This window comes from Sphingomonas sp. CV7422 (assembly GCF_027945725.1).
GTDB lineage: Bacteria > Pseudomonadota > Alphaproteobacteria > Sphingomonadales > Sphingomonadaceae > Sphingomonas > Sphingomonas kyungheensis.
This window is the reverse complement of record NZ_CP115900.1, coordinates 1556463-1574796: the sequence shown is the minus strand read 5'-3', so window position 1 is coordinate 1574796 and position 18334 is coordinate 1556463. Positions and strand designations below refer to the sequence as shown.

21 protein-coding genes are annotated in these 18334 nt (G+C 65.6%); 18 read left to right on the top strand and 3 right to left on the bottom strand.

The genetic code is table 11. From position 1 onward, the window contains the following. Positions 1-11: 11 nt before the first annotated feature. Both PBN85_RS07625 and PBN85_RS07620 read right to left on the bottom strand, forming a co-directional pair. Positions 12-473, bottom strand: coding sequence for a hypothetical protein (locus PBN85_RS07625; RefSeq protein WP_271300650.1), 462 nt, complete (start codon positions 471-473; stop codon positions 12-14). A 187-nt stretch (positions 474-660) separates the two neighbouring features. Next, complete coding sequence (locus tag PBN85_RS07620; RefSeq protein WP_271300649.1) at positions 661-1002, bottom strand: hypothetical protein; 342 nt, start codon at positions 1000-1002, stop codon at positions 661-663. 186 nt (positions 1003-1188) lie between these two features. Between PBN85_RS07620 and PBN85_RS07615 the strand changes: the two genes are divergently transcribed. Genes PBN85_RS07615 through PBN85_RS07535 form a run of 17 tightly spaced genes read left to right on the top strand, consistent with a single transcriptional unit; the run spans position 1189 to position 15724 of the window. Further along, positions 1189-1731, top strand: a complete 543-nt coding sequence (locus PBN85_RS07615) for a terminase (RefSeq protein WP_271300648.1) — start codon at positions 1189-1191, stop codon at positions 1729-1731. Then, positions 1700-3706 (top strand): phage terminase large subunit family protein, encoded by a 2007-nt coding sequence (locus PBN85_RS07610; RefSeq protein WP_271300647.1) that lies wholly within the window; start codon positions 1700-1702, stop codon positions 3704-3706. Before PBN85_RS07615 ends, PBN85_RS07610 begins: the two co-directional genes overlap by 32 nt. Continuing rightward, positions 3706-3909 carry a phage head-tail joining protein gene (locus PBN85_RS07605; RefSeq protein WP_271300646.1) on the top strand — a complete coding sequence of 68 codons (204 nt, stop codon included), beginning with the start codon at positions 3706-3708 and terminating at the stop codon, positions 3907-3909. The genes PBN85_RS07610 and PBN85_RS07605 overlap by 1 nt, the downstream gene beginning before the upstream one ends. Next, positions 3909-5363: a phage portal protein gene (locus PBN85_RS07600; RefSeq protein WP_271300645.1), complete on the top strand. Its 1455-nt coding sequence runs from the start codon at positions 3909-3911 to the stop codon at positions 5361-5363. Before PBN85_RS07605 ends, PBN85_RS07600 begins: the two co-directional genes overlap by 1 nt. 11 nt (positions 5364-5374) lie before the next feature. Then, a complete protein-coding gene (locus PBN85_RS07595) occupies positions 5375-7576 on the top strand; it encodes a prohead protease/major capsid protein fusion protein (protein WP_271300644.1) in 2202 nt (733 codons plus the stop codon). 56 nt (positions 7577-7632) lie between these two features. Beyond that, entirely contained in the window at positions 7633-7932 is a 300-nt protein-coding gene (locus PBN85_RS07590) for a hypothetical protein (RefSeq protein WP_271300643.1), read from the top strand. 12 nt (positions 7933-7944) lie between these two features. Beyond that, positions 7945-8271: a DUF2190 family protein gene (locus PBN85_RS07585; protein WP_271300642.1), complete on the top strand. Its 327-nt coding sequence runs from the start codon at positions 7945-7947 to the stop codon at positions 8269-8271. Between the two features lies 1 nt (position 8272). Beyond that, on the top strand, positions 8273-8587 hold the full coding sequence (locus PBN85_RS07580) for a head-tail joining protein (protein WP_271300641.1): 315 nt from the start codon (positions 8273-8275) through the stop codon (positions 8585-8587). Next, positions 8577-9242 (top strand): DUF6441 family protein, encoded by a 666-nt coding sequence (locus PBN85_RS07575; protein ID WP_271300640.1) that lies wholly within the window; start codon positions 8577-8579, stop codon positions 9240-9242. Before PBN85_RS07580 ends, PBN85_RS07575 begins: the two co-directional genes overlap by 11 nt. Continuing rightward, positions 9239-9679 (top strand): hypothetical protein, encoded by a 441-nt coding sequence (locus tag PBN85_RS07570; protein ID WP_271300639.1) that lies wholly within the window; start codon positions 9239-9241, stop codon positions 9677-9679. The genes PBN85_RS07575 and PBN85_RS07570 overlap by 4 nt, the downstream gene beginning before the upstream one ends. Before the next feature lie 13 nt (positions 9680-9692). Beyond that, positions 9693-10661, top strand: coding sequence for a phage tail tube protein (locus PBN85_RS07565; RefSeq protein ID WP_271300638.1), 969 nt, complete (start codon positions 9693-9695; stop codon positions 10659-10661). Positions 10662-10705: 44 nt separating this feature from the next. After that, a complete protein-coding gene (locus tag PBN85_RS07560; RefSeq protein ID WP_271300637.1) occupies positions 10706-11215 on the top strand; it encodes a hypothetical protein in 510 nt (169 codons plus the stop codon). 32 nt (positions 11216-11247) lie between these two features. After that, a complete protein-coding gene (locus PBN85_RS07555) occupies positions 11248-11394 on the top strand; it encodes a DUF7697 family protein (RefSeq protein WP_271300636.1) in 147 nt (48 codons plus the stop codon). Between the two features lie 10 nt (positions 11395-11404). After that, positions 11405-14080 (top strand): D-alanyl-D-alanine carboxypeptidase family protein, encoded by a 2676-nt coding sequence (locus tag PBN85_RS07550; protein ID WP_271300635.1) that lies wholly within the window; start codon positions 11405-11407, stop codon positions 14078-14080. Continuing rightward, positions 14077-14667 carry a hypothetical protein gene (locus PBN85_RS07545; protein WP_271300634.1) on the top strand — a complete coding sequence of 197 codons (591 nt, stop codon included), beginning with the start codon at positions 14077-14079 and terminating at the stop codon, positions 14665-14667. The genes PBN85_RS07550 and PBN85_RS07545 overlap by 4 nt, the downstream gene beginning before the upstream one ends. Continuing rightward, positions 14664-15308, top strand: coding sequence for a hypothetical protein (locus PBN85_RS07540; RefSeq protein ID WP_271300633.1), 645 nt, complete (start codon positions 14664-14666; stop codon positions 15306-15308). The genes PBN85_RS07545 and PBN85_RS07540 overlap by 4 nt, the downstream gene beginning before the upstream one ends. Then, a complete protein-coding gene (locus tag PBN85_RS07535; RefSeq protein WP_271300632.1) occupies positions 15305-15724 on the top strand; it encodes a DUF6950 family protein in 420 nt (139 codons plus the stop codon). Before PBN85_RS07540 ends, PBN85_RS07535 begins: the two co-directional genes overlap by 4 nt. Before the next feature lies 1 nt (position 15725). On the opposite strand, the gene PBN85_RS07530 is transcribed toward PBN85_RS07535, so the two are convergent. Further along, positions 15726-16040, bottom strand: a complete 315-nt coding sequence (locus PBN85_RS07530; RefSeq protein ID WP_271300631.1) for a hypothetical protein — start codon at positions 16038-16040, stop codon at positions 15726-15728. A 27-nt stretch (positions 16041-16067) separates the two neighbouring features. Here PBN85_RS07530 and PBN85_RS07525 point away from each other — a divergent pair, with 27 nt between their 5' ends. Continuing rightward, the gene (locus tag PBN85_RS07525; protein WP_271300630.1) at positions 16068-18323 is read left to right on the top strand and encodes a Hint domain-containing protein; all 2256 of its coding nucleotides are present in this window, start codon (positions 16068-16070) and stop codon (positions 18321-18323) included. The last annotated feature ends 11 nt before the right edge of the window (positions 18324-18334 follow it).

The window sequence follows — 18334 nt, the reverse complement described above, 5'->3', positions numbered from 1 at the left end:
GGAAGTCGCAGCTAGATATAGTCGATGTGCTCGTCGTCTCCGTGATGCTGCAATTCCTCAGCGGGCTCTTCTATGGTTAGCTGCTCAATCGGGAGGTCCTTGGCCCGCAAGCCAAGTAGCTTTCGAATGGCCACGCGCTCACTGATCAGATGCTTGTGCAGCTCGATCGCCATCGCTAGCGCCTCGTATCGGTAGGATGACCAATCATCGATGCGCTGGCCGCTGTCAGGTGATCGGATGAAGGCGCGATACCGCTCGCCCATCTCAATGCAGGCAGCCTTCAGACGCATGCCCTCGATTGCTCGGTCACCACCCATCGCAATGGCAGGCGCAAAGACGTCACGGTGTTTGAAGAGGGCATAGTCGACGAGGAGGCGGGTAAGCTCCACGCGTTTCGCTATGAGTTCGCTCGTCAGTGACGCCGTTGAGGCTTCCCAATTTATCTGCCGGATGCCCCAAGAGGCGATCGGCAAGACCGCTGTCTGATGGGCGTCGAGCTTCGCCGCCAGATCGCGTTTGTTCGTTATTTATGACATCGTGACCCCCGGGGCATAAACCTGCAGTACGGGGATCGGCTCCAAACCCAGCTGCGAAATGTTGGTTAATGCTATCGATTTGTCATCGTGCTTGCTACGGTGGGCGCCCATTCTACCGTCGTTCTTATTTCCACCTGATCAAGCGCTGCAAATCGCTAGCACAAACCGGTGGCTCATTGCTATTGGCTGCGCAGTAGTCAGATAGGTTTCCGCCGCGCCAAGTCGTGATCTCTACTATATCAGCCTTGGTTGTGGCCGCTCGCCGTGCGTCTTCGTACACCGCCTGTAAAATCGGTTCACTCTTCAAGTTTTTGTCCGCCTTGATCGCCAAAGCGACGCGCCCCCCCGCCGTCGAAGCATCTAGCACCGATGTCGGGACGGAAGGCGCCTGCTCATCCTTCTTCTTACACGCGGAAACGATCGCGAGGCTCGCTAGCAAATAGGTTGTCACGAACTTCATCGTCATCTCCCAACTTTGATTAAGTGAGTGTCTCATCAGAATCGTTGATCGGGAGGCTTAGCGGGCGCTAGCTAACAGATCGTGTAAGGAGGGCGTGGGTCCTTCCGGGCCATCCGAGCAGTACGGAAGGCAAAGGCCCATAAACTTTCTAGGCACAGGATGGCCTATGGTGCCGCCGCCTTCACATAGTTTGTGGCTGTTTTCTGCGGCTTTCGTGATCCGGGAGGCGGCATTTTGTCGATAGACGCTGTCACCCTCACCCGCGCCGACGTCGCATGGCTCGTGGGCATGTCAGACAGCTGGGTTCGCGATCGGATGCAGGCCGGCGACCTGCCGCGGCCGGGTTCGACCGCCGAGGAATACGTCGAGGCGTTCGTCGCGTACCGCGTCCGCAAATATGAGATCGCCGACGAAGACGGAACGCTGAACAAAGAGCAGGAGCAGGCCCGGCTTGCCAAGGAGCAGGCCGACGCCAAAGCGATGGACAATGCCGAGCGACGGCGCGAGCTTGCTTCCCTGCCTGACATGGTTGCGGCCGGCGCCGGCGTGATCGTGATGATCGTCGCGCAGCTTCAGCAGGTCGGCGCCCGCGTCGCCAAGGGTGACACCAAGTTGCGCGCTCGCATCGACAGCGAGATCAACAACGTCCTCACCGACCTGAGCATGACGCGGATTGAAGAGGCGCGCGGCGGGGGCTTTGACGATGGCGAGCCCGAAGACGAAGGGGGCGCCTGAGCCTTACCGCGCACCCGGCGCGCACGGCGTTGCCCTCGCTGCGGGGTGGCTCGCCGCCTGCCTGCCGCGCGAGCGCCCGCCCCTATCGAAGTTCATGGTCGAGCACGCCCGATCGGATGACGGTGCGCGCATTCGCCCATTCCCATTCCAGGCAGATATCGCCGACGCATTCACCGACCCCGAAACGTCGCAGCTATCGGTGCGGAAGAGCAGCCGCATCGGCTACTCGACGATCCTGCAATGCTTCGTCGCCTGGCGGATCAAGTTCGACCCTGCCCGCACGCTCATCTATCAGCCGACCATAGACGACGCGGAAAAGTTCAGCCGCGACGATCTTGATCCGGTGCTGCAATGGCCGGTCGTCCGATCGGTCGCCACATTCAAGCCGCGGCACGCCGACAATCAGATCCGGGCGAAGCGTTACAAGGGCGGCTGGATCCAGATCAAGGGCGCGAACAGCCCGAAGGAATTTCGCCGCGTTACCGCCGACGACGTCTTCCTCGAGGAATGCGACGGCTACCCCTGGGCATCGAAGGAAGAGGGCGACCCCGCCCGCCTTGCGTTCAAGCGCAACCTGACATCGCCGCGCCGCTTCAGCGCCGCGGGCTCGACGCCGAAGGTGAAGGGCTTCAGCCGGATCGATCAGCTATTCGAGCAGGGCAGCCAGGAATACCGGTACGTCCCCTGCCCGAAGTGTGGCCACATGCAGACGCTGGTGTTCGGCGACGGCACCGGCCCCGGCATCCACTGGGCGCCGAAAGAGATTCCGACCCGCGCTTGGTATCAGTGCGAGCAGGGCTGCGAGATCGACGAGGCTGAGAAGCCTTGGATGGATGAGAATGGCGAATGGCGCGCCGCCAACCCGGCACAGTTTCCGCGTCATCGCTCATTTCATATCTGGGCCGCGTATAGCCAGCACCCCGGTGCCGCTTGGCTGGAAATCGCGCGCGAGTTCATGGAGGTCCGCAAGGACCCCAACCTGCTCAGGACGTTCGTCAACCAGGTCCTCGGCGAGGCATGGGCGGAGCGCGGCGAGGCGCCGGAATGGCAGCGCCTCTATGATCGCCGGGAGAAGGCGATGCGGCTCGGCACCCCGTCCGCCAAGGCAGGTTTGCTTATCGGCGCGGCCGACGTGCAGCGCGGCGGCGGGGGGCGTATCGACCTTGATGTCTGGGCATTCGGCGCAGAGCGGCGCCGCGAATTCGTCGAACGGATCGAGGTCTTCGGGCCGATTGCGGACAAGGCAACATGGCAGAAGCTTGATGAACAGGTCGCGCGGATCTGGATGAGCGAAGACGGCCGGCCGATGAAGCTGGCACGGGTCGCAATCGACTCGGGTGACGGTGAGAATACCATGGAGGTATATGGGTGGGCCCGTCGCCACCCAGGCTTCACAATGGCGGTGAAGGGCCGTCATGCGATCGCAGCCAATCAGCCGATCGGCGCCCCCAGTTGGCAGGATGTGACGGTAGGCGGTCGCAAACTGAAGAAGGGTGTCCGATTGTGGAACGTCGGGACCTCCATGCTGAAGCTAGAGCTATTCGGCGATCTGGAAAAGGATAAGCCGCTCGACGGCGAGGCTTATCCCGACGGGTATGTCTACCTTCCCGACGGCACGACAGACGAATGGATCAAGCAGCTGGTCGCCGAAGAACTTCGGATGATCCGGCTGCGGAATGGCGGATTCCGCCGCGAATGGCACAAGGTCCGAGATCGCAACGAGGCGCTCGATAACGCGGTTTACGCTCGCGCCGTCGCCTTTTCGCTGGGCGCAGATCGCTGGACCGCCGCACAGTGGCAGGTCCTGCTGGATAAAGAGCCGGAGCCGGAGTCGCCCAAGCCGATTGCCAAGAAGCCGGCGGCGAAGAAGCCTGCGACACCTGCCAAGCCGGTCGCGAAGATCATCACGACTAGGAAACCGTCAACCCCGGCGCCGAAGCCGACCAGCAACTGGCTGAACCGCAGGAGGCGCTGATGGCCTACACCCAAAGCGATCTCGAAGCGCTTAGCAAGGCGATTACCGCTGGCATTCGGAGCGTCACCTACGCTGACGGTCGCAAGGTCGAGTATCAGACGCTCGCCGACATGCGCGCGCTTCGCAACGACATGAAGGAAGAGGTGGCCGCCAGCGCTCGTGCCGGCCGGCTGCGAACGACTGTTGGGCGGATCCTTCGCTGATGAACGTCGTAGATCGCGCTATCGCTGCTGTCTCGCCGGTGTGGGGCGCGAAACGCGCCGCGGCGCGGCGGGCGCTCGGACATCTGAACAAGCAGGCTGAGCGGTACGTCGGCAAGCCGGGTGACTGGGATCGCAATACCGGCAACCCGGACGATGCCCGCCCGGCTCGCGCCGTCGATCGTAGGCGTGTCATCGACCTGGTCTCATCCGATCCGTTCGCGCGCAAGGCGCTATCCGCGCTCGTCAACAATACGGTCGGCTGGGGCATCACGGGCGCGCCGAAGAAGGCGCCGAGCACCTTCCGCAAGCTGTGGAACGACTGGCTTAAGCAGTGCGACTGGTACGGACGCCTTGGCTTTTACGGCCTGCAAGAGCTCGCGATCCGCACCATGTTCCGCGAGGGCGAGGTCTTCATCGTCTTCCAGACAATATCGCTCGCCGAAGCAGCCGGCACCGTGCCGCTCCGACTGCAGTTGCTCGATGCGGGCATGTTGGCGACATCGGTCTACAGTCATGGCGGCAATGACGTGTCGGACGGTGTCGAGTGCGATGCCCGCGGCCGCATCGTCGCCTACCATTTCTACGAGGGTCGACCCAGCCAGCGCTGGGCGTCGTACCGCACGGTCCGCGTGCCAGCGGCGGATGTCATTCACCTGTTCGTTCAGGAATATGTCGGCCAGCGCCGCGGCCACAGCGTGTTCAACACGATCGTCAAGCGGCTGGGCGATATCGACGAGAGCGTCGAGGCCGAGCTTGTCCGCAAGAATATCGAAGCCTGCTTCGCCGCCTTCATCACCCAAGGCGTGGATGATGATGGGGTAGTGTTCGGGCAGCTGCAAGGCGATGCGGAAGCCAGCCCCCTCGGTATTCAGAGCGAGGGCCTGACCCCTGGCATGGTCAGCCGCCTCGCCCCTGGCGAGAGCGTGAAGTTCGGCGACCCGAAGGCGTCCGGCGGCCTCAACGACATCCTGCGCCTCGCGCTGCTATCCGCCGCGGCGGGGGCGGGCATCACCTACGAGCATTTCGGCGACCTCTCGAATGTCAACTATTCGAGCTATCGGGCTGGCAACCTCGAGTTTCAGCGATCAACCGGACGGATTCAATACAACACGGTGATCCCGGTGTTCCTGGATCGGGTTGCTGCCCGCTTTCAGGATGCAGCGTTCACCGCCGGCCTGATGCCGAATCGGGTGTATGAGATGGGTTGGTCGCCCCCGCCGTTCGAAAGCATCGATCGCGCCAAAGAGGCAACGGCGGACATCTTGGAGATGGCGGCAGGGCTGGAAAGCCGCCCTAACCTCGTCGTCGCCCGTGGGTATGATCCGGAGCAACTGCGAGCCGACATCGCCGAAGACCGCGCGGCCAACAGCGCTGCCAATCTGGTGTTCGCCGGCGACTCGCCCCCGACCCAGTACGCGCCGGCAGACGCTGCCCCCGCCGCAGCCGCCGAATAGGAGCAAGCCTCATGACCAAGCCCACCACGGCGCGCCCGCGCGCCGACGATGCGCCGCGCCAGATCGGCGACACGGTCGACGCCCCGCTGCCGCCTGCGCGCAGCAACCGCAAGACCGCCATTGTCGCAGGTGCGCTGCTCGGCTCGGCGGTCGCCGGCATGCTGACCCGCGAAACTCCCGGCCAGCGTCCCGGCGCTGATCCGGAAGAGCGGCGACAGCCTCAGGCCGGCGGCCGTGGCACGCGCAGCCTGACCCTCGCGCCGGACAGCTACGACGCTGACGCGCATACCGTCGAAGCCATTCTGTCGACCGGCGCAGCGGTGCAGCGCTACTATTTCACGGAAGAGCTCGAGATCAGCGCGGAAGCGATTGATCTCGCTCGCGTCGCTGGCGGGGTGTGCCCGCTTCTCGACACCCACAACCAGTACGAGGTCGGCGCGCAGATCGGCCGCGTCACCACGGTGCGGGTTGAAGGCAGCCAGCTGATCGGTACTCTGCAATTCGATCAGACCGCCACCGGTCAGGAGATCGAGGCCCGCGTCTCGCGTGGCGAGCTCCGGGCGATCTCGATCGGTTACCGCGTCACCCGCTGGCAGATCACCGCCACCGACGACAACGATAACGAGACGTGGCGCGCCGTCGCCTGGGAGCTCCTCGAAGCCAGTCTCGTCCCAGTTCCCGCCGATCCGAACGCCGTGGTTCGATCCGCACCAGGGACCACCACCGCTCACGGATCACAAGAGGAAGAAGATATGCACCGCAACCTGCCGGGCGGCGGCGTCGCCCACCCGAATGCCAACCGTGGCGCCGCTGCTCCCGCGCAGCCTGCCGCTGACACCACCGTGGTCGTCGAGCCGAACGGCGCGACCCGGACCGAGCCGAACCAGACCACCACTCCGGCGCCCGTCACCGAGCAGCGGGCGGCTGGCGTGTCGGCTTCGCGCATCCTGGACCTCTGCGGCCGTTCGGCCTCGCTCGGCAGCGAATTCGCAGCCGAACTGATCCGTGCGAACGAGGCCACGCCGCTGAGCGAGGCCGATCTACTCGGCCGCGTCAATGAGCGCTTGATCAGCGATCGCCCGACCATCGACGCCCGCGCGGGCGCGAGCGGGACCGAAACCGAAGGATACCGGCAGGCGGTCGAGGACGCGGTGATGCTCCGCGCCAATCCCGATACGCAGCTGCCGGACGAGCCGGGCCGCACCCGCGCGCAGCGCATGGAGGCCGCCCGCGAGTTCCGTGGCCTCACCATGATGGAACTGGCGCGCGACTATCTCGGCCGCACGGGCATCAACACCCGCGGCATGGGCCGTCTCGATATCGCCGGCGCGGCACTCGGCATGCGCTATGGAGCGCTGACGACCAGCGACTTCGCCAATGCGCTCGGCGCCGTGACCAGCCGTCGCGTCCGCGCGGCGTTCGTGGCTGCCCCCCAGACGTTCCGCCCGATCGTCTCGATCGGCACCCTGCCCGACTTCAAGCCGGCGCAGATCATCGGCCTCGGCGACGCGCCGGCGCTGTTGAACGTGCCCGAGAACGGCGAATTCAAGCGGGGTGCGATCACCGACACCGGCATGACCTACCGGCTGTACACCTATGGCCGGATCATCGCGATCACCCGCCAGGCGATCGTGAACGACGACCAGAACCTGTTCGGCCGCCTGCCGACCATGTTCGGTCGCAAGGCCGCGGATCTCGAAAGCGATCTGGTCTGGGGCATCCTGCTGTCGAACCCCGCCATGTCCGACGGCATCCCCCTGTTCCATGCCAGCCACGGCAACCTGGCGGCGACGGGCGGCGACATCAACGTCGTCAACGTCGGCAAGGGTCGTCAGGCCATGCGCCAGCAGAAGAGCAACGAGGGTGGCTTCCTCAACATCGGCGCGACCTATCTGATCGTCGGCCCGGCGCAGGAAACGGCGGCCGACCAGTTCGTCGCCGCGATCACCGCTAACACCAACAGCGCAGTGAACCCGTTTGCCGGCCGCCTTCAGGTGATCGTCGAGCCGCGGATCACCGATAACAGCTGGATGCTGTCGGCTGACCCCAACGCCTTCGACACGATCGAGCTCGACCACCTCCTCGGGCAGGAAGAGCTGTTCACCGACACCCGCGTCGGCTTCGACGTCGACGGCGTCGAGAACAAGGCGCGCCTCGATGTCGGCGCGGCCGCGCTCGACTACCGCGGCTTCTACAAGTCGCCGGCCTACTAAGCCGCCCATCCAGCACATAGGCGGCGGGGCAGCGCTCCGTCGCCGGGAGACAGCACATGAAAACCATCAGCCTGCGGCAGCCGCTCCCGATCGGCGGCCCCGTCCATCACCCCTCCGAGGGTCCGGTCACGGTCGATAGCGACCTCGCCGATCACCTGATCGAGACCGGCCTCGCCGACGAGATCGCCGATGAGGGCGAAGGCGAAGACGATCAGGAAGACGAAGACGGTCTCGAAGACCTAACGCTTGTCGACCTGGGCCTGCTCGTCACCAAGGAAGGCGTCCCCACCCATGGCGCGACCAAGAAGGCCGACATCATCGCCGCGATCCGCGCCCACCGCGCGCCGGCGGAATAAGGAGCACCGACGATGAAGAACTTCGTTCAGCCTGGCGACAATCTCGACCTTGTCGCTCCTCGCGCACTCACCTCGGGTGCCGGCTTTCTTGTCGGCTCGATCTTCGCGATCGCGTCCGTCGATGCCGCGCAGGGCGCCACCCTGTCCGGGGTCACTCGCGGCGTCTTCGATCTGCCGAAGGCTGCCGGCGCCGTCACCCAGGGCCAGAAGCTCTATTGGGACAACACGGCGTTCAATGTCACGACGACGTCGACCAACAACACCCAGATCGGCGTCGCGACGGCCGCCGCAGCTTCGGGCGACGCTACCGCGCGCGTGAAGCTGGGCTACGTCGCCTGATATGGACCCGTTCGCCGCGGCGCTAGACGCGCTCTTCTACGCGCCCGGCTCCGCGGCGGCGGTCTATATTCCCGAGCATGGCCCTATCCGCGAGATCCGCGTGATCCGGAGCCAGCCGGATGTCGAAGCTCGATTCGGCGATTCCCAGATCATCCAGGCGACCAACCTTTTCGAGATTCGCATGTCTGAGGTTGATCGGCCGGCGCACGGCGCCCAGCTGTTCATCGGTGACGAGGTGTACTCGATCCAGGGGGACGGCAAGCTCGACCTCGAAGGGCTGACGTGGACCGTCGGCGCGGAGCCCAATGCGCGTTGACGTCGGCTTCGGCGATCTACGCGCGCAACTGGACGGCATCGAAGGCGACCTCGCCAAGATGGCTAGCGCCGCGATGCGCGAGACGACGCCGCTCGCCAAACAGGAGCTTCGCGCGCAGGTCACAAGCGCTGGCTTGGGGACGCGGCTGGCGAACACCTGGCGCAGCGAGGTCTATCCGCGGTCGAGCGTCAGCCTGACCCCAGGCGGCTATATCTGGTCGAACGCGCCCGATATCGTCGACAGCTTCAATCGTGGTGCCACGGTGCGACCGGTCGGCAGCGCGAAATACCTCTGGATCCCGACCAAGAACGTGCCACGGGCGCGCGGTCGCGTGAACCGCCGTGGTCAGACCATAAGGGGCGGCGCGATGTCGCCGGAAGAGGTCGAGAACGCCTTCGAAAACGACTTTCAGATCCGGCGAGGGCGCGACGGCACCCTGCTGGCCTTCATTGACGTGATCCGGGCACGGAATGGGCGCGGATCACGAAACGCGACGACCGGACGCATCCGCCAAGGCCGGAAGGTCGCGCCGGTGCTGATGTTCGTCCTGCGCCGCACCGTCCGCATGCCGAAGCTGCTCGACATCGAAGCGGTCGCCGACCGCTGGGCCGATCGCTTCAGCGAGTCCTTCAGCCGCAGATTGGGTGATCTATGAGCCATCGCCTCGACGTGCTGAAAGCGCTGAAAGATGCAATTACCGCCGCACTGCCCGGTGCCCAGGTGATGGGGCTCGACGGCGATGAGGTGGCGCCGCAGCGCGTACCCGATGGCGGGCGCGTCATCGTCCGCACCGGCGATCCGGGACAGCCCGAGATCGACCTATCGCCCGCCCGGTACAATTACGATCACAGCATCCCGATTGAGGTCACCGCCTATAAGAGCGCCGGACGCACTGCCGAAGAGGCGCTCGATGACATGCTGATGGCGATCGATGCGGCGATCGCCGCTGACCGCTTTCTCGGCGGCCTTTGCACCTATCTCGACGCCATGGCGCCGGCGACCGACGACATCTTCACCGACGGGGCGATCCCTCTCCGCGGCGCCGACCTCATGCTGGTCGCCAGCTACACCACAACCTCACCCCTCACCTGATCGGAGATAGCCAATGGCTCTCACGCCTACCAAGCGGGCGCGCGGCTCGAACGCCAAGGTCATCGGCGCCTTCGAGACCACGCCCGGCACCGTCCCGGCGACCAATGGCGGCTGGTTCGGCCTGCCGATCGTCAGCCACAGCCTCGGCGAAGAGCGTCCGCTGATCGCCAGCGACCTGCTCGGCCAAGGTCGCGAGATGCAGGATCCGACGCCCGACGTTGCGACGAACGACGGCGACGTCGTGGTCCCGGTCGATGCAAGGAACTTCGGCCGCTGGCTCAAGCTGTTCTTCGGCGACGCTGCGGTCACGGGCAACGCCACCGACGGCTACACCCACACGTTCACGTCGGGCGCCCAGGTGCTGCCGTCGATATCGCTTGAGGTCGGCTCGCCCGAGGTGCCGGCCTATACCGTCAACCGCGGCGCGCGCGGCAATCAGCTGCGCATCGCCATGTCGCGGTCCGGCCTGCTCAACGCCACCTGCAGCCTGATCTGCATCGGAGAGACGGACCCGGCGAGCACGACCGCCGGCCCAGCGAGCCCCACCACCCTCGACACCGTCCGATTCCCGCAGGCGACAGGCTACGTCAACAAGGGCGGCCAGGCGCTCGGCTCCGTTGTCAGCGCCGACTTCACCTTCTCGAACAACCTCGAGAAGGTCGAGACGATCCAGTCGGACGGCCGGATCGAGGACAGCGACGCCGGCATGGCGCAGGCGACCGGATCGATCACGGTCCGCTTCGCCGACCTGACGCTGCTCGCCGCGGCGACCGGCAGCACTCCGGTTGACCTCGCGTTCGGCTGGTCGTTCGGAACCGGCTTCAGCCTCGTCTTCCTCGTGCCCCGCGTCTTCCTGCCAAAGCCAAAGCGCCCGATCACCGGCCCCAACGGCATCCAGGCACAGTTCAACTGGCAGGCGTCGCGCGGCACCGGCGGGTTCAGCACCCGCGCCGTGCTCAAGACCGACGTCGCGGCCTACTGATGCTGGTCGCGCGTCGGCCGGCGGGGCCGGAATGGAAGCCCGTCATGGGGGCTCAGGTGCTGTTTGCGCCGATCGACCGCGCCGGCCTGCGCCGCGCGCGCCGCGCCGCGCTGGCGGTGCTCGGGCGCGATGAGCATGAGGGGTCGGAATCCGGGTCGGCCGAAGAGCAAGTGGCGGAGCTCGGCGACGCGCTGAGCCATGCCTTGCTGATGCAGGGCATCATCGACTGGAAGGACGTCTGCCTGATGGCAGATGGTGACGACGCCGGCCCCGGCGAGGTGCTGGAATGCACCGACGAGAATAAGGCGCTCGTCCTCTCCGATCCATTGACGTTCGAGGCGTTCGACGCCGCCTATGTCATCCCCTTCGTCGTTCGTGAGCGGGCAAAAAACGCCTTCGCCGCCTCTCCGAGTGGCACTGGGGCGGCGGCGACCGAGGCGAGCGATATTGCGCCCTCTCCTGCGACGCCGGCGCCAAAGGCCGGTGCGAAGCGTGCCCCTACCGCGCGGAAGCCCCGCAGGACGAAGATGCAGAAATCGTCTGGGACGTCCTGAACGCCTGTGACCGGCAGGTCCGCACCGTCGGCATGGGGCAACCCTTCGCCCTCGACTTCAATGCCGTGATGGCCATGGGCACCGCGCTCGGCGCCGACATGGAATTGCTCGCCGACGTGCTGCCGGCGGCTGAGAGCGCGATCATCGGCAACCTGGTGCCCGACGAAGCACCCGACTGAGGAGGATGGAATGCCGCGTTCCGTAGCAATCCGCCTCGGCACCGAGGGCAAGGCGCAGGTGAAGGCCGATTTCGTAGAGATCGGCGACACCGGCGACGCACAGGCAAAGCGCTGGTCGCGATCGTTCGACTCGGCCACGAAGGATGTCGAGGCGGCCCTTCAGCGGCAAGCCAATGCCGCGGCGAAGATGTCGCTTGTCGCGTCACAAACGCCGACGCAGGTCCGCATCAACACCACGAACAGCACCGGCTTCGGTCAATACGAGGGCACGGCGCGCGAGTCGGCCGCGGCGTTCCGAGAGCTTTTCGCTGCGGAGGAGCAGGCAGCCGCCAAGGCCAATGCGCTGCGGGCCGCGATCGACCCGGTCTTCGCCGCGCAGCAGCGTTTCAACAAGGAAATCGGCGAAGCTCGCGCGCTGATCAGCAGCGGCAATATTTCGCTCGACGAGTATGTCGCGAAGCTCCGGATGGAACAGGCCGCGTTGGATGCCGTAGGCGGCACGACGAAGAAGGCCGGCAACGCGTTTGCCGCGGCCGCGCCGCAGATCCAGGATCTCTTCGTCCAGATCAGCATGGGCGGCAATCCTCTCCAGGCTTTCGTCGTTCAGGGCGGGCAGCTGGCCGGGCAGCTGCAGTACGCCGGCGGCAAAGCTCAGCAGTTCGCCAACATCCTGATGGGGCCTTGGGGTATTGCGGCGCAGGTCGCCTTGCTGGTCCTGTCGCCATTCGTCGCCAAGCTGTTCGAGGGCAACAATGCGCTCGACGAGGCGATCAAGAAGCTGAAGGAAGACGCCGAGGCTTCTGAGGTCAACCGGCAGGCGAAGATCGCCTTTGCGCACTCTGTGGAGGGCGTGGCCCAGGCGATCCGTGACAGCACTGACGCAACCCGTAAGTCGATCGCCGCAGACCGGTCGGCTGTCGAGCAGAACAACATCAACGCCCGCGCGAACCTCGCCGAAGAGATGGCGATCCGCGCGAAGACGGCGGCCCGCCTGGAAGACGCGCGCGCGATCCTGCAGGCAGAGATCAACGCCTCGCGCGCCGGCGGCGAGCGTAGCGAGGTTGCCACCATGGGCGTGGCCACCAAGCAGGCACAGGTCGACGCGATCAGCCGCCAGTTGGCTGACCAGACCACTGCGGTGGCACGGGCTCAGGAGAACCTTGAACGGTCCCGGCTCGCGCTCGCGGCGGACCAGGCGAAGGTCGACGTCCGCAACCAGACTGACCCGATCGCGCGCATCAACAAGATGTACGACGATCAGGTCGCCGCGCTGATGAAGGCGAAGGCGGCGGCGGTCGATCAGGGCCGAACGGTCGGCGCGATCTCGCGCCAGCAGTTTGCCGACATCGAACGGAACCGGCAGGCGGCGCTGAAGGCCGAGCAGGAGCGCCAGCGCGCAGCCAATCAGACGACCAATCAGATCGGCCGTAACGTCACGCTCAGCGAAGCGCGTGGAATCGCCGAAAGCATAGGCGGCCGCGTCACCAGCGGCGTTCGCTCGCGCGAAGAACAACAGCGGCTGTACGATCGGTACATGGCCTACAAGAACGGCACCGGCCCGTGGGCGGCACTGGCAGCGAAGCCCGGCACGAGCAACCATGAGTCCGGCCAAGCGCTCGACATTGCGAAATCCGGCGGCGTGACGCTCGCGAAGCTCGTCGCCGCCTATCGGCAGGCCGGCGTCTCCCTCTCCGAAGCGCTCGACGAGGGCGATCATTATCATATCGCCTTCCGGAAGACGGGCGAGGCCGCACGCGCCGCGGCTCAGGATCGGAAGGACGCCGCCAAGGAGGCGCGCGAAGCTGCCCAGGCCGAGAAGGACCTTACCAGCGATCTGAAGGAGGTCGTGGGGGCCTACGACCCCGCGCGCGCCGCGGCGGAGGCCTATGCCGATACGCTCGCCAAGATCGACACGCTGGTCCGCGCCGGCAAGCTCACGATCGACGAGGGCAACGGTCTTCGCTTGGCAGCCTATCACGCCGACGCAAAGAAGAAGGCTGAGGAGGGATACGAGACCTTCAAGAAGCTGTTCGGCACCGACGATCCGATGGGCGATGCCGTCGAGGGAGCGCGCCGGAACATCAGCGACCGCGTCGACAAGATGGCGGAGCAGGACGAGGCCAAGGTCAAGGCCGTCACCTCCTCCCTGGACGAGCTTCGCAGCTACGGATCCGACTTCGTCAGCACAGTGCTCAGCGAGGACACTTGGTCCAGCTGGGGCAATGCGGGCAAAACCATCCTCAACAGCCTGAAGAACGAGTTCATCACGCTCGCGCTGCTCAACCCGCTGAAGAACCTGATCAACGGCGACAAGGCGCTGCCGACGCTGTCCTCGGCGATCGGGAACATCGGCAAGCTGTTCAAGCCGGGCACCAATGCGGCGGGCACCGAATTCTGGTCGGGCGGCATGTCACTGGTTGGCGAGAACGGGCCGGAGATCGTCAGCATGCCCCGCGGCTCGCGCGTCACCACGGCGCAGGAGACGCGCCGCCTGTTCGCGAACGACAATCCGTCGCCGTCGGTGACGCACAACCATTTCTCGGGAAATCTGATGACGCCTGAGTTCTGGGAGCGGATCAACGCGGGTGACGCCGGCGCGGCTATGCAGGGGGCCGCGGGCGGCGCGGCGATGAGCCAGGCGGACGGCACGCGTGCAGCGGCGCGCCGTCTTGGGCGCTTCCGTTGAGCGTCTTCATCCCGTGGACGCGGATCGCTGATCTGATGATCCGCCCTCGCCTCTTCTCCGCCAATCAGGAAGGAGTTCTTGGAGGCGAGGATCTGCAGATTTCTCGGATCGGCGATCGGTTTGCCGTCGACGTCAGCACGACGCAGCTGCGACAGGACGCCGAAAGTCGCGACCTGATCGGCCTGCTCATGGAAGCGACGACAGCTGACGCTCGGATGCAGCTGCGTCTACCGAATGCGCCCCGCCCGATCGGCAGCGGCATCGTAGTGGACGGTGCGGGCCAGACCGGCTCGACGCTCAACCTGCGAGGCGCTTATCGGCAAACTGAGTTCGTACGGCGCTTCTTCAGCATCGTTCATGGCGGCGTCCATTACGTCCACATGGTGCGAGGGCGGGCGATGGCGGATGCCAACGGCAAGGTGGCGCTTCCAATCTGGCCGATGCTTCGCTTCGTCACGACCGACGGAGACGTCTGCCATTTCGACGATCCCATGATCGAGGGGCAGCTGATCGGCTTCGACAAGGGGGCTGGCTTCGAGCGCAACCGCACCAAGCCGCTCGCCTTCACCATCCAGGAGCGGAAATGACCTTCCGGCTCACGCCGCAGGCGTCAGCCGCGCTGCGATCCGGTCAGCACCCGCTTGCGCCCCTCGTTGAGGTGGTGCTGCCCGGGTACATCATGCGGCACCTCGTCGGCGCCGGCGAGGTGCTGTGGGGCGACAAGCTCTTCACCGGCAGCGACGACATGTTCGGCTCGCTGGTTGCTGCCGGCACGCTGAAGGATGGCGTCGGCGACGAAGCCCCGGATTGGGACCTGACGTTCGTCCCGCCCAGTAGCGTGGCCGCGGCCGCGCTGGCATCGGCGACGGCCCAAGGCGGCAAGGTGCGCGGCTGGCTGGCGGTAGTCGATCGCTCGACAGGCCAGATCATCCCGGATCCGCTGCAACTGTTCGCCGGCGAGCTCGACGTGCCCCGGCTGCGAATCGGCAAGGGCACGCGCTCAGTGGAATGGCGCTGCACCTCTGCGCTCGAGCCGTTCCACGATCAGGAGATCGGCGCGCGGCTGTCTGACGCCTGGCACAAGCTGGTATGGCCTGGCGAAGCCGGGCTGGCGAATATGACCGGGATCGAGCGCACGAGCTATTGGGGCGTAGAGAAGCCCCCATCGGCTGTTTCGGTAATCAGCGGCACCACGCGCGCCAGCTTCTTGGGAGCCATGGGGCTATGATCGAGATGATCCGCCGGCAGCAGGCGGCGCAGGCGGCGGTCGACCGCTTCAAGGGCCAGCCGTGGCAGCTGGGCAAGAACGACTGTGTCCGCATGGCCGCGTTCGTGCTGCGCAAGATGGGTCATCGGCCGCAGCTTGGGAAGGCCGGCAGCTATACCACCGCAGCCGGCGCGATGCTGGCGCTGAAGCGCGCGGGGCACGACAGCCTGGCAGGCGCGCTCGACGCTCTCGGGCTGGAGCGCATCGCGCCCGCCGCGGCGCGCGTCGCCGACATCGTCATGATCCCCGGCCAAGCTCCGCTTGATGGCGCGCTGACCATCGCCGTGGGCAATGGTCGGGTGCTTGGCTTCCATGAAGATTCCGGCGCGGCCGAGATATTGCAACCGGTCCAGTTCGTAGGCGCATGGCGGGCCTGATTTAGGCGCCAGCGCAAGTCCTCGCTGCTTTTCCCACTCCCCACGAAGTCACCTTGCTACCGGTTTGCTCGCGATGAATATCGGCCCGTGCTTGGGCGAGACCATTCGGCCCCAGCCACAGCAACGTCACTTCATCTGGGCGGTCGGGTTGCCGATAGACGTTAGGCGGTAACCGCCCGTCCGCGTCGATCAGGCATCGTTCGACATCCCCCATGGCGCGGGCGCTGGTGACGACGGCGTCTGGCGATCGAGTACTGAATTTGGAGATGGGTCCATCTCCTCCGGCCAAAAGAATCAGAGCGACGAGCATGGTCATGCTCATCTTATCGCCGAAGGAGGCGCCGTGGCGAAAGCCCTAAGAACCGCTGCCTTCGTGGTCGGTGCTGTAGCTCTCGCCGCCACCGGCGTCGGCGCGGCAGTCTCGGCGGGGCTTTTAGCCGCTTCCGCGACCACCGCGACCATAGCGACTGTCGCTACGGTGGCCAGCGTAACGGCCGGTTTGCTGTCGATCGCGGCTGCGGCAACCGCGCCGAAAGGCACCGTCGGCGGCAGCGCAACCCAGTTCAAGATCGACAAGGATGCCGGCATGCCGGTCATCTTCGGCCGAACCTACAGCGGCGGCAATGTGGTCCATCGCCAGTATTACGGCTCGAAGAACAGCATGGAGAGCTGGGTCACTGTCCACAGCATCGGCCCGGTCCGCAGCCTTGGCCCGCTCCTGATCAACAAGGTCGCGACGAGCCTGAATGGCACGGCGGTCGGCGGCAGCTACAGCGGCTATATGTGGCTGGATCAGCAGCTCGGAGCCTGCCCCGAAACGCGCGCGATGGCCGGGCCGCAAGGCGCCTTCGCCGGCTGGGGATCGACGAGCCTGCTATCGGGTCTCGCCGCCGACCTCTGGACGCTGAAATACGACGACAAGGGCAAGATTTACCCGAACGGCGTGCCGCAGCGTGGGCGCGTCGTGGAAGGCGTCTACGTCTACGACCCGCGTCTCGATAGCACCTATACCGGCGGCGGATCGGGCACGTGCCGGCTCGGGCAAGAGGCGACCTATGTCTGGTCGGAGAACCCAGCCCTCCATGCGATCACCTGGGCGTTCGGCCGCTACCAGAATGGCGTCCTGATCGCCGGCGGCGGTATTGATGCCGACGGGATTGATATGGCCCCGTTCGTCGATTGGGCGAACGTCTGCGACGCGAACAACTGGAAGGTCGGCGGGGTCGTCTACACAACCAGCGACAATAGCTGGGACATCCTCAAGATGATCGCCCAGGCGGGCGGCGGCGAGGTCTTCCCGGTCGGCGCACAGCTGTCGTGCAGCTTCAACGCCCCGCGGGTGTCAATCGGAACAATCGTCTCGAACGACATCACCGGCGATGTTGATGTGCCCGGCACCGCGTCACGCCGCCAGCGCCGCAACACCGTAATCGCGCGCGTCCACCTCGAAAGCCACGGCTGGGAGGAAGTGCCGCTCGATGCCATCGCCATTCCGGACTATGTCACGGCGGACGGTGGCAGCCGGCCAAGCGAAGTGACATTCCCGCTGGTCCAACAGGTCGATCAGGGCGCACAGCTAGGGCTGTACACGGTGTTCAACGGCCGCGAGCTCGACGGCATCGTCCTGCCCTGCAAGGTCTATGCGCTCGGCTATCGTCCAGGCGACTGCCTGACGGTCGATATCCCAGACGCCGCCCTATCCGCCCGTGACGTCGTTGTCCGAAATCGCGAGATTGAGGGCAGCACGATGACCGTGACCCTCACCTGCCGGTCCGAGACGCATTCGAAGCACCCTTTCTGCCTCGGCAAGACTGGCGCGGCGCCGCCCACCCCCGACCTCTCTGTCCCGCCCAGCTATCCGCTCGAGAACGCTTCGGCGCTGCAATTGGCGATCGCCACCTCGTTCCCGATCGGCCTCTCGATCACGGCGGCGGCGGACGGCACGATCACGATCAGCGATCACACTCGGCGCTATACCGACGGCCATGCCGACGTCGCGGTGACGGGTAAAGCGATCGCCAGCGGGCTGGCTGCCGGCACCTTCCGCGCGATCGGTTACGACGATCCCGATCGGGTTGGCGGCGCGGTGACCTATCTGCTCAACGAGGACGATATTGCCGCTCGCGCTTCCCCGGATCATCCTGGGCGGCATTATCTCGGCTACGCGATCATCCCGACTGCCGGCTCGCCGCCGTCGAGCGGCGGCGGCGCGACGCCGCCTGGCGGAAACTGCCCGACGACAGACACGCCGATCCTGATGGCGGACATGAGCGAGAAGCCGGCCGGCAGCATCGTCGTCGGCGATCGCGTCTGGACTCGCCACGAAACCACGCTGCGCTGGGGCTTCTTCCCGGTCGAGGCCATCGAGATCGTCGACAGCGACGACGTCTGGTCGGCGATCATCGGCGGGCAGCAGCTTCGCGCCACCGGTGATCACCGGGTCTATACCGGCGAGTGGATGATGATGCGCGATCTGCCGGGCGCGGCGCGCGTTTCGGGCACGCGGCCGGTGGTCAAGATCACCGTCACCGACGCCCATACCTACGTCTCGAACGGCATCCTCAGCCACAACATCAAGGCGACCCAGCCCGACTATTGATCGGGTCGCTT

Excerpts from the sequence above, each read along its gene's own strand:
- PBN85_RS07620 (WP_271300649.1), bottom strand. The coding sequence starts at position 1,002 with ATGACGATGAAGTTCGTGACAACCTATTTGCTAGCGAGCCTCGCGATC.
- PBN85_RS07610 (WP_271300647.1), top strand. The coding sequence starts at position 1,700 with ATGGCGAGCCCGAAGACGAAGGGGGCGCCTGAGCCTTACCGCGCACCC.
- PBN85_RS07605 (WP_271300646.1), top strand. The coding sequence starts at position 3,706 with ATGGCCTACACCCAAAGCGATCTCGAAGCGCTTAGCAAGGCGATTACC.
- PBN85_RS07600 (WP_271300645.1), top strand. The coding sequence starts at position 3,909 with ATGAACGTCGTAGATCGCGCTATCGCTGCTGTCTCGCCGGTGTGGGGC.
- PBN85_RS07595 (WP_271300644.1), top strand. The coding sequence starts at position 5,375 with ATGACCAAGCCCACCACGGCGCGCCCGCGCGCCGACGATGCGCCGCGC.
- PBN85_RS07590 (WP_271300643.1), top strand. The coding sequence starts at position 7,633 with ATGAAAACCATCAGCCTGCGGCAGCCGCTCCCGATCGGCGGCCCCGTC.
- PBN85_RS07585 (WP_271300642.1), top strand. The coding sequence starts at position 7,945 with ATGAAGAACTTCGTTCAGCCTGGCGACAATCTCGACCTTGTCGCTCCT.
- PBN85_RS07580 (WP_271300641.1), top strand. The coding sequence starts at position 8,273 with ATGGACCCGTTCGCCGCGGCGCTAGACGCGCTCTTCTACGCGCCCGGC.
- PBN85_RS07575 (WP_271300640.1), top strand. The coding sequence starts at position 8,577 with ATGCGCGTTGACGTCGGCTTCGGCGATCTACGCGCGCAACTGGACGGC.
- PBN85_RS07570 (WP_271300639.1), top strand. The coding sequence starts at position 9,239 with ATGAGCCATCGCCTCGACGTGCTGAAAGCGCTGAAAGATGCAATTACC.
- PBN85_RS07565 (WP_271300638.1), top strand. The coding sequence starts at position 9,693 with ATGGCTCTCACGCCTACCAAGCGGGCGCGCGGCTCGAACGCCAAGGTC.
- PBN85_RS07560 (WP_271300637.1), top strand. The coding sequence starts at position 10,706 with ATGGGGGCTCAGGTGCTGTTTGCGCCGATCGACCGCGCCGGCCTGCGC.
- PBN85_RS07555 (WP_271300636.1), top strand. The coding sequence starts at position 11,248 with ATGGGGCAACCCTTCGCCCTCGACTTCAATGCCGTGATGGCCATGGGC.
- PBN85_RS07550 (WP_271300635.1), top strand. The coding sequence starts at position 11,405 with ATGCCGCGTTCCGTAGCAATCCGCCTCGGCACCGAGGGCAAGGCGCAG.
- PBN85_RS07540 (WP_271300633.1), top strand. The coding sequence starts at position 14,664 with ATGACCTTCCGGCTCACGCCGCAGGCGTCAGCCGCGCTGCGATCCGGT.
- PBN85_RS07535 (WP_271300632.1), top strand. The coding sequence starts at position 15,305 with ATGATCGAGATGATCCGCCGGCAGCAGGCGGCGCAGGCGGCGGTCGAC.
- PBN85_RS07530 (WP_271300631.1), bottom strand. The coding sequence starts at position 16,040 with ATGACCATGCTCGTCGCTCTGATTCTTTTGGCCGGAGGAGATGGACCC.